Origin of the sequence: Pseudoalteromonas sp. TB51, from assembly GCF_000498055.1 — a bacterium.
GTDB classification, from domain to species: Bacteria; Pseudomonadota; Gammaproteobacteria; order Enterobacterales; family Alteromonadaceae; genus Pseudoalteromonas; species Pseudoalteromonas atlantica.
Genome location: NZ_AUTO01000044.1, coordinates 1 through 5808, shown reverse-complemented (window position 1 = coordinate 5808; position 5808 = coordinate 1). Strand labels below are relative to the sequence as shown.

General features: G+C 40.5%; 5 protein-coding genes. 3 read left to right on the top strand and 2 right to left on the bottom strand.

The annotated features are described in order from the left end of the window. Nucleotides 1-96: 96 nt before the first annotated feature. Entirely contained in the window at nucleotides 97-849 is a 753-nt protein-coding gene (locus L650_RS0101310; protein WP_029771901.1) for a substrate-binding periplasmic protein, read from the bottom strand. After that, nucleotides 846-1589 carry a substrate-binding periplasmic protein gene (locus tag L650_RS0101305; protein WP_029771900.1) on the bottom strand — a complete coding sequence of 248 codons (744 nt, stop codon included), beginning with the start codon at nucleotides 1587-1589 and terminating at the stop codon, nucleotides 846-848. Before L650_RS0101305 ends, L650_RS0101310 begins: the two co-directional genes overlap by 4 nt. Before the next feature lie 284 nt (nucleotides 1590-1873). Between L650_RS0101305 and L650_RS0101300 the strand changes: the two genes are divergently transcribed. The 3 genes from L650_RS0101300 to L650_RS0101290 all read left to right on the top strand — a co-directional run bounded on the left by L650_RS0101300 (nucleotide 1874) and on the right by L650_RS0101290 (nucleotide 5538). Further along, entirely contained in the window at nucleotides 1874-2473 is a 600-nt protein-coding gene (locus L650_RS0101300; protein ID WP_029771899.1) for a class I SAM-dependent methyltransferase, read from the top strand. Continuing rightward, entirely contained in the window at nucleotides 2470-4005 is a 1536-nt protein-coding gene (locus tag L650_RS0101295; protein WP_029771898.1) for a S24 family peptidase, read from the top strand. The genes L650_RS0101300 and L650_RS0101295 overlap by 4 nt, the downstream gene beginning before the upstream one ends. A gap of 621 nt (nucleotides 4006-4626) precedes the next feature. Next, nucleotides 4627-5538: a hypothetical protein gene (locus tag L650_RS0101290; protein WP_029771897.1), complete on the top strand. Its 912-nt coding sequence runs from the start codon at nucleotides 4627-4629 to the stop codon at nucleotides 5536-5538. Nucleotides 5539-5808 lie beyond the last annotated feature (270 nt).

The window sequence follows — 5808 nt, the reverse complement described above, 5'->3', positions numbered from 1 at the left end:
TTCGCTATTTAGTTGTTCTAAATGAGAATTTTTTAACGCAGATAGCGACACATTTAGCCCCTGAAAATGATTAAGTATTAATGTGGGTTAGTATTATTACTTAAATAACGCCTTAAGCGCCGCTTTATTTTTTACAATATGCGCATTAATAGTGTTAACTTCTTCTAAAGTAATCGTTTTTTTGCTCATCATAAAATGCACATTATTTACGTGAATAGGCGCTACTTGCTCAACGGGTAAAATAGCCGTGTATTTTTTAGCAAAATGGTGCGCCACTAACGAATCGTCTACTACAAAATCTACCCGCTTTTTATTTAATAAAGCAAAGCGTTTATCGGCATCGCTGGTAAGTACTATTTGCTTGCTATATTTATCGCTTAACGCTTTAAACGTGTGCCCTAAAAAGCTGCCGCGATTAACGCCGGCTGTTAAGCCCTTTTTAAATAACTGCTCTAACGAACTAATACTTGCTGAGCCAGCATGTTTATACAACAACATTACTTCTTCGCGATAAGGCAAACTAAAATGGGCATAAGCTTGGCGCTCGCGGGTTTTACTTGCTGCAAACATTAAATCTACACGGCCGTGTTTTAGCTCTTCTAAGGCGCGTAAGGAGTTAGGTAATAACGTAAAATTTATACAAAAAGGGGAGTCTTTAAAAATGGTTTTAATTATATCTATTTCAACACCCGTTAACGTATTGTTTTTTAGTACCACATACGGCGGCCAGTAGCGCTCGTTGGTGCCTACATTAATGGTTTTATCGCATGCTTGGGCTTTAGCGCTAAATAACCCCAAACACGTTACCCACACCAATAAAAACACACGCGTACAGCTCAAAACATTCATTCAAACAGCGCCTTAAGTGCCGCTTTATTTTTAGTTATATGCGCGTTAATAATTTTAACCTCATCAGGCGTAACTGTTCTTTTGCTCAGCATTAAGTGTATTTGGTCTTTATTAATAGCGGGTATGGTAGGCGCCTTCATTAAGCTGTTACCACGCTTACTTAAATAATTGCCTACTAGCTCGTCTTCTATTGCGTAATCTATACGCTGTTTATTAAGCATTTCAAAGCGCTTACTGGTTGCGCTGGTGTATTCTATTTGTTTTTTATGGCTTTTTTTATACTGCTCAAACTCTTCGCCATAATAACTACCAAAGTTAGCGCCTATGGTTAAACCTTGGTTAAAAATATCAGCCAAGTTTTTAACCGTATGCTGATTGTTTTTGTTTTTGTTTTCGTATAAACGCATTACCTCGGTGCGGTAGGCCTTTGTATAATGAGCATATTTAGCACGCTCACTGGTGTAACTTGCCGCCCAGCCTATGTCTATTCGGCCATGGCGCAGCTCGGTAAAAGCCCGTTTAGAATTAGGCAGCATTTTTATTTCAAAACAAAAAGGCGAGTCTTTAAAAATAACAGTTAACGCATCCACCTCTTTACCCTGTAACTGGCCGCTAATGCCCATTACATACGGCGGCCAAAAAGCATCATGCGCGCCAACGCTAAGCGTTCTTTCGCAGGCAAACACACCCCAAGAGGTACTAAACAACACACACAATAATAAGGTTATTAATTTATTCATTAAGACTCTGAGGTAAGCTTTTTTTGTACGTTATTAAAACAGTATAACCTAGCAAAATAATATAATGGTGAAGGAATCATTAAAGTTGTAAAAAAATGTATCTAAAAAGGAGAGGGTTAAGGCTTTAAGGAGATAATTATTGCTAAATTCAATACAAACAGCGTATTAAGCTAAAAAAACCTACTTATAAGTTCTTTAATTTATCAGCTTGTTCCTGTAGATTAAACAAGTATGAATGCAGCATTAACGTTGCAAACTCGCAAAGCCAAGGAGCGGTATAAGCAGTGCCCAATACCACACTAAATTATTATAACCAAAACGCACAAACCTTTAGCGACTCAACACTTAATGTTGATATGTCGGCGCTTTACCGTGAGTTTTTACCTTATGTTGTCCAAAATGGCTATGTGCTAGATGCAGGTTGTGGCTCAGCTCGCGATGCCACCTATTTTAAAGGCCAAGGTTTTAATGTGTCGGCTTTTGATGCAAGCCCTGCACTTGCAGAGCTTGCAAGCAGTTACTTACAACAACCAGTCGAGGTTAAAACCTTTCAAGAGCTTGAGTGTGTTAATAAATACGACGGTATTTGGTGCTGCGCTAGTTTGTTACATGTGCCAAAAGCCGAACTACCGCAGGTATTTTTAAAGCTACAAAATGCGCTTAAACCCAATGGCGTTTTATATGTATCGTTTAAATATGGCGATACAGAGCGTGTTCATAACGGCCGTGAATTTACCGATTTAACCGAGCAGTTATTAAGTAGTTTGCTAAATCAACACACGCAATTAAGCATAATTAAGCACTGGCAAAGTGTTGATCAGCGCCCAGGGCGCGAAAGCGAAGTGTGGCTAAATGCCATAATAAAGGCTGCTCCCATTTTATGATCAGCGCAATGCAGCAACAGCTCGACTTTATAGCATACATACAACGTATGCTGGTTGAGGGCGATTTTAGCGCTACCTACAAGTTTGCACTTTTACACGCCATTGCCGATGTATGCGTAGAGCAACCGCTGTTATCTGAGCAAAGTGAATTAGTAATAGAGCTACCAACCCTTGCCGATAAACTCATTACTTTATACTGGCACCATGCAATGCCGTTTTCGTCTGAGCACACCGGCGAAAGCGCTTTACTTAAGCAAAATACAGGCGCGCAATCAAAAGTAATTAGCGTATTGTTTGAATGCCAACAAAACAACATACGTAACTTTCGCCAGCTTAAGCAAAGCCCGTTTTATAAGCCCACGTTTAATGCTGCTATGGCAACACTAAAAACAGGGCCGCTTTGGCGCTTACAAATTCTCGCCAAACAAGAAGAATGCCTTTTGTACCCGCACACAAACAGCACTCAATTTATTACGTTAAATGCAGGCATTGCTAGCTGCTTTAGACGCTTTTACGACCTAGTTGTGTACTTGGCTAAAAATGCGTGGCTGCAAAAAATTCAAAGTATAAAGCACAACCAAGCCCTTATTGGCCCGCAAAGCCAACTGCAAGAGTTTTTATTTGGGGTAGACCGTAATGCACTTACCAAGGCAAAGCCTGTTTTAGTAGAGCTGCAATCAAACACCTGTTTTTATTGCCAAAAGCCAATGAAAAACGATGTTGAGGTTGATCACTTTATACCGTTTGCCCGCTATGCAAACGATCTTGGCCATAATTTTGTGGCCGCGCACCGTACATGTAATAACAACAAACGCGACTTTTTAGCCGCACAGCAGCACCGTGAACGCTGGCAAAACCAAAACTTGGTTGTTAACAGCCAAACTATTAGTAATGAGCTAAGTGCTTATTTTCATTGCGATGCCGATAAGTCTCTCGCTGTAAGTAATTGGGCTTACCAAGTAGCGCAAGCAAACAGCGCTAAATTATGGATTGCTAATAAAGACCATTTCGAACAAGCAAAACCAACCGCAGAATTGTTTACGTTTCCAAATGCACCACAGCCTGAGCTAAATCAAGTTGCTGAACCTGCCATTAGTTTAAAATCAAATGATGAAGCATTAAAACTACCGTACTTCCCTAATATTAAAATAGCCTGTGGGCATTTTAAAACTGGCGATAGCAGCGATGTTGAATATTTAGACGCGCCACTTGGCGCGGGCAAGCTGGACCCAAACGTACACTTTTTAGCACGTGCTTCGGGCAACTCTATGAACGGCGGTAAACACCCAATACTTGATGGTGATTTATTGTTACTTGAGCTTATAACTTCCGATAGAGCCGGATCGCTTCGTGGCCAAATAGTCGCGATAGAGCGAGATGATATAAGCGGAGATGGCCAGTATTTACTGCGCAAAGTTAATAAATTACCAAACGGGCAATATGAGCTAATCGCTCAAAACCCTGATTACGAGGTAATGATTGCAGATGAAAGCATGCGAACGTTCGCACGCTTTAAACAAGTGGTTTTGTAGTCGCGATTTTATATCGCGTTTTAACGTGTAGACGTGCAGCTTGCTGGCGTTAAAGGCGAAGCTTTTTATATAGCTATTTTGCGTGAGAGCTTTAGGGATTTAATAACCTCTATTCGAGGTTTTTGCCAGATTGCTGGCGGCAACCAAAGGGTGAATACCGCCGTCCACCCTTTGGAATCCCACGGCGCCCCGGAGATCACACTGTATCTTCAACTTACGTTAATGATGTGAACGTAACCTGCGTAGATAGGCCATCCATGGCCAAGCTACGCTTTGTACAGCATCCATGCTGTAAATTACTCATCATTAACTCAATTTCAGGTGTGATCACGGGGAGTTGGAGTGTGTTGGTAGATTGGTGTTTATAGTTGAGGGAGAGTGCTTTGCTCATGCAAAACGGTTTAAGTGCGAAAAGTAAGTTATGGGCAATGCGGCTACTTTACTCTTTTTGGAAACAAGGCTGTGTTATTGCAGGATAACAAGCCTAATATCTAGTTATTTAATTACTTATTTACAAAGGTAATTATTGTGAAATTATCAGGAGATGAAATATACGTCGTTTTGGCGTGTTATAAACCACCAAAATGGTGATCAATAAGCTGTTAAATTCTAGGAGAACTTATGCAAATCAAAGGAAAATCAATTAGATCGGTTACCAAATTATTGGCAGTAGCCAAGGGCTGTGAAGAAATAAAGCTGGCTCATAAAATTTCGGGTGGTATTACAGAACAGCTTTCGGCCATTGGATTTGACAAAGCTCCAGCCGCAGGTGATTACCTTATTCCAGAGGTGGTCGGAAAAGTTACTGCGCTGAATGCTCATGGAAAAGAAATTGTACGGAGGGACTTACCTTTAGAGCCACAGCCCAGATCTTATCATCGAACTTGGAAAGACTGGCATGGGCAAGAGCATTCTGGCATTCAGACAAGAGATATAGATATGTATCCTAGAGAATACCAGCCCGCTTTTGAAGAAACTCTTCATGTAATCGAAGTCGGAGATGATATATATATTGCAACCGATAGTATGGAACTAAAAGATTCCAATGAATCTAGGAATATTCATCTTTCAAATTTAATGCTCGAGTGCTTTGGGAGCTTTGAAGTTTTAGACGCAAAAAATGAAAATATTATCAGTACTAAAGTTAAGCAATTACACTGGGATATTCTCCCACCAGGAGAATATCCTTGGGCAAAAGCAAAACCGCTAGTTGGAGAGGTCACTAAAAAGCTTAAGGACTCAGCGAAAGGTGTCGTGGAGGCTAGGATGCAAAAAATTACCAAGTACTGTCCCGATTTTCTTGCTACAGGCCGATCGGGCTTTAGCGGGTACTTTATTTATGGCTTCGCTGCGAAAGGCCTGTATGTCTTAGAAAGCATTCATCTGGATAACGCAACCTACATTTTTGGAGATAATTGGGATCAACTATCTAAGCTCACAAAAAACCAGATTATCAATGGTGAGGTAGACCATCAAAGAATTGTTCATGATAAAAAGTGGAGCAGAACAATTTGTAGTGTTTTGGCTGGGTAATTTAACAAAGCGGTGTAGAGATCAACTAATTTTGGATACAGTTCATCCCTCACTATTTTCTTGCTAATTGGGCATCACTAATGCCCGCTTATGCCTCTTATTAGCCAGCTATTAGTAATAAGATTGCTGTAAACCTATTAGTAAACTAAACCAATAACATTCAAACTATTGAATTTAAATCATCACCCAACCGCCAACTTCCCAGCCTCATGCCACATTTCACTTGGCATGGGGTGGGTCAATTCCCATGTTATATTCATTGGCTGGCTG

What these genes read in the sequence shown, in the direction of transcription:
- L650_RS0101290 (WP_029771897.1), top strand. Translation starts at nt 4,627, where the DNA reads ATGCAAATCAAAGGAAAATCAATTAGATCGGTTACCAAATTATTGGCA.
- L650_RS0101310 (WP_029771901.1), bottom strand. Translation starts at nt 849, where the DNA reads ATGAATGTTTTGAGCTGTACGCGTGTGTTTTTATTGGTGTGGGTAACG.
- L650_RS0101295 (WP_029771898.1), top strand. Translation starts at nt 2,470, where the DNA reads ATGATCAGCGCAATGCAGCAACAGCTCGACTTTATAGCATACATACAA.
- L650_RS0101305 (WP_029771900.1), bottom strand. Translation starts at nt 1,589, where the DNA reads ATGAATAAATTAATAACCTTATTATTGTGTGTGTTGTTTAGTACCTCT.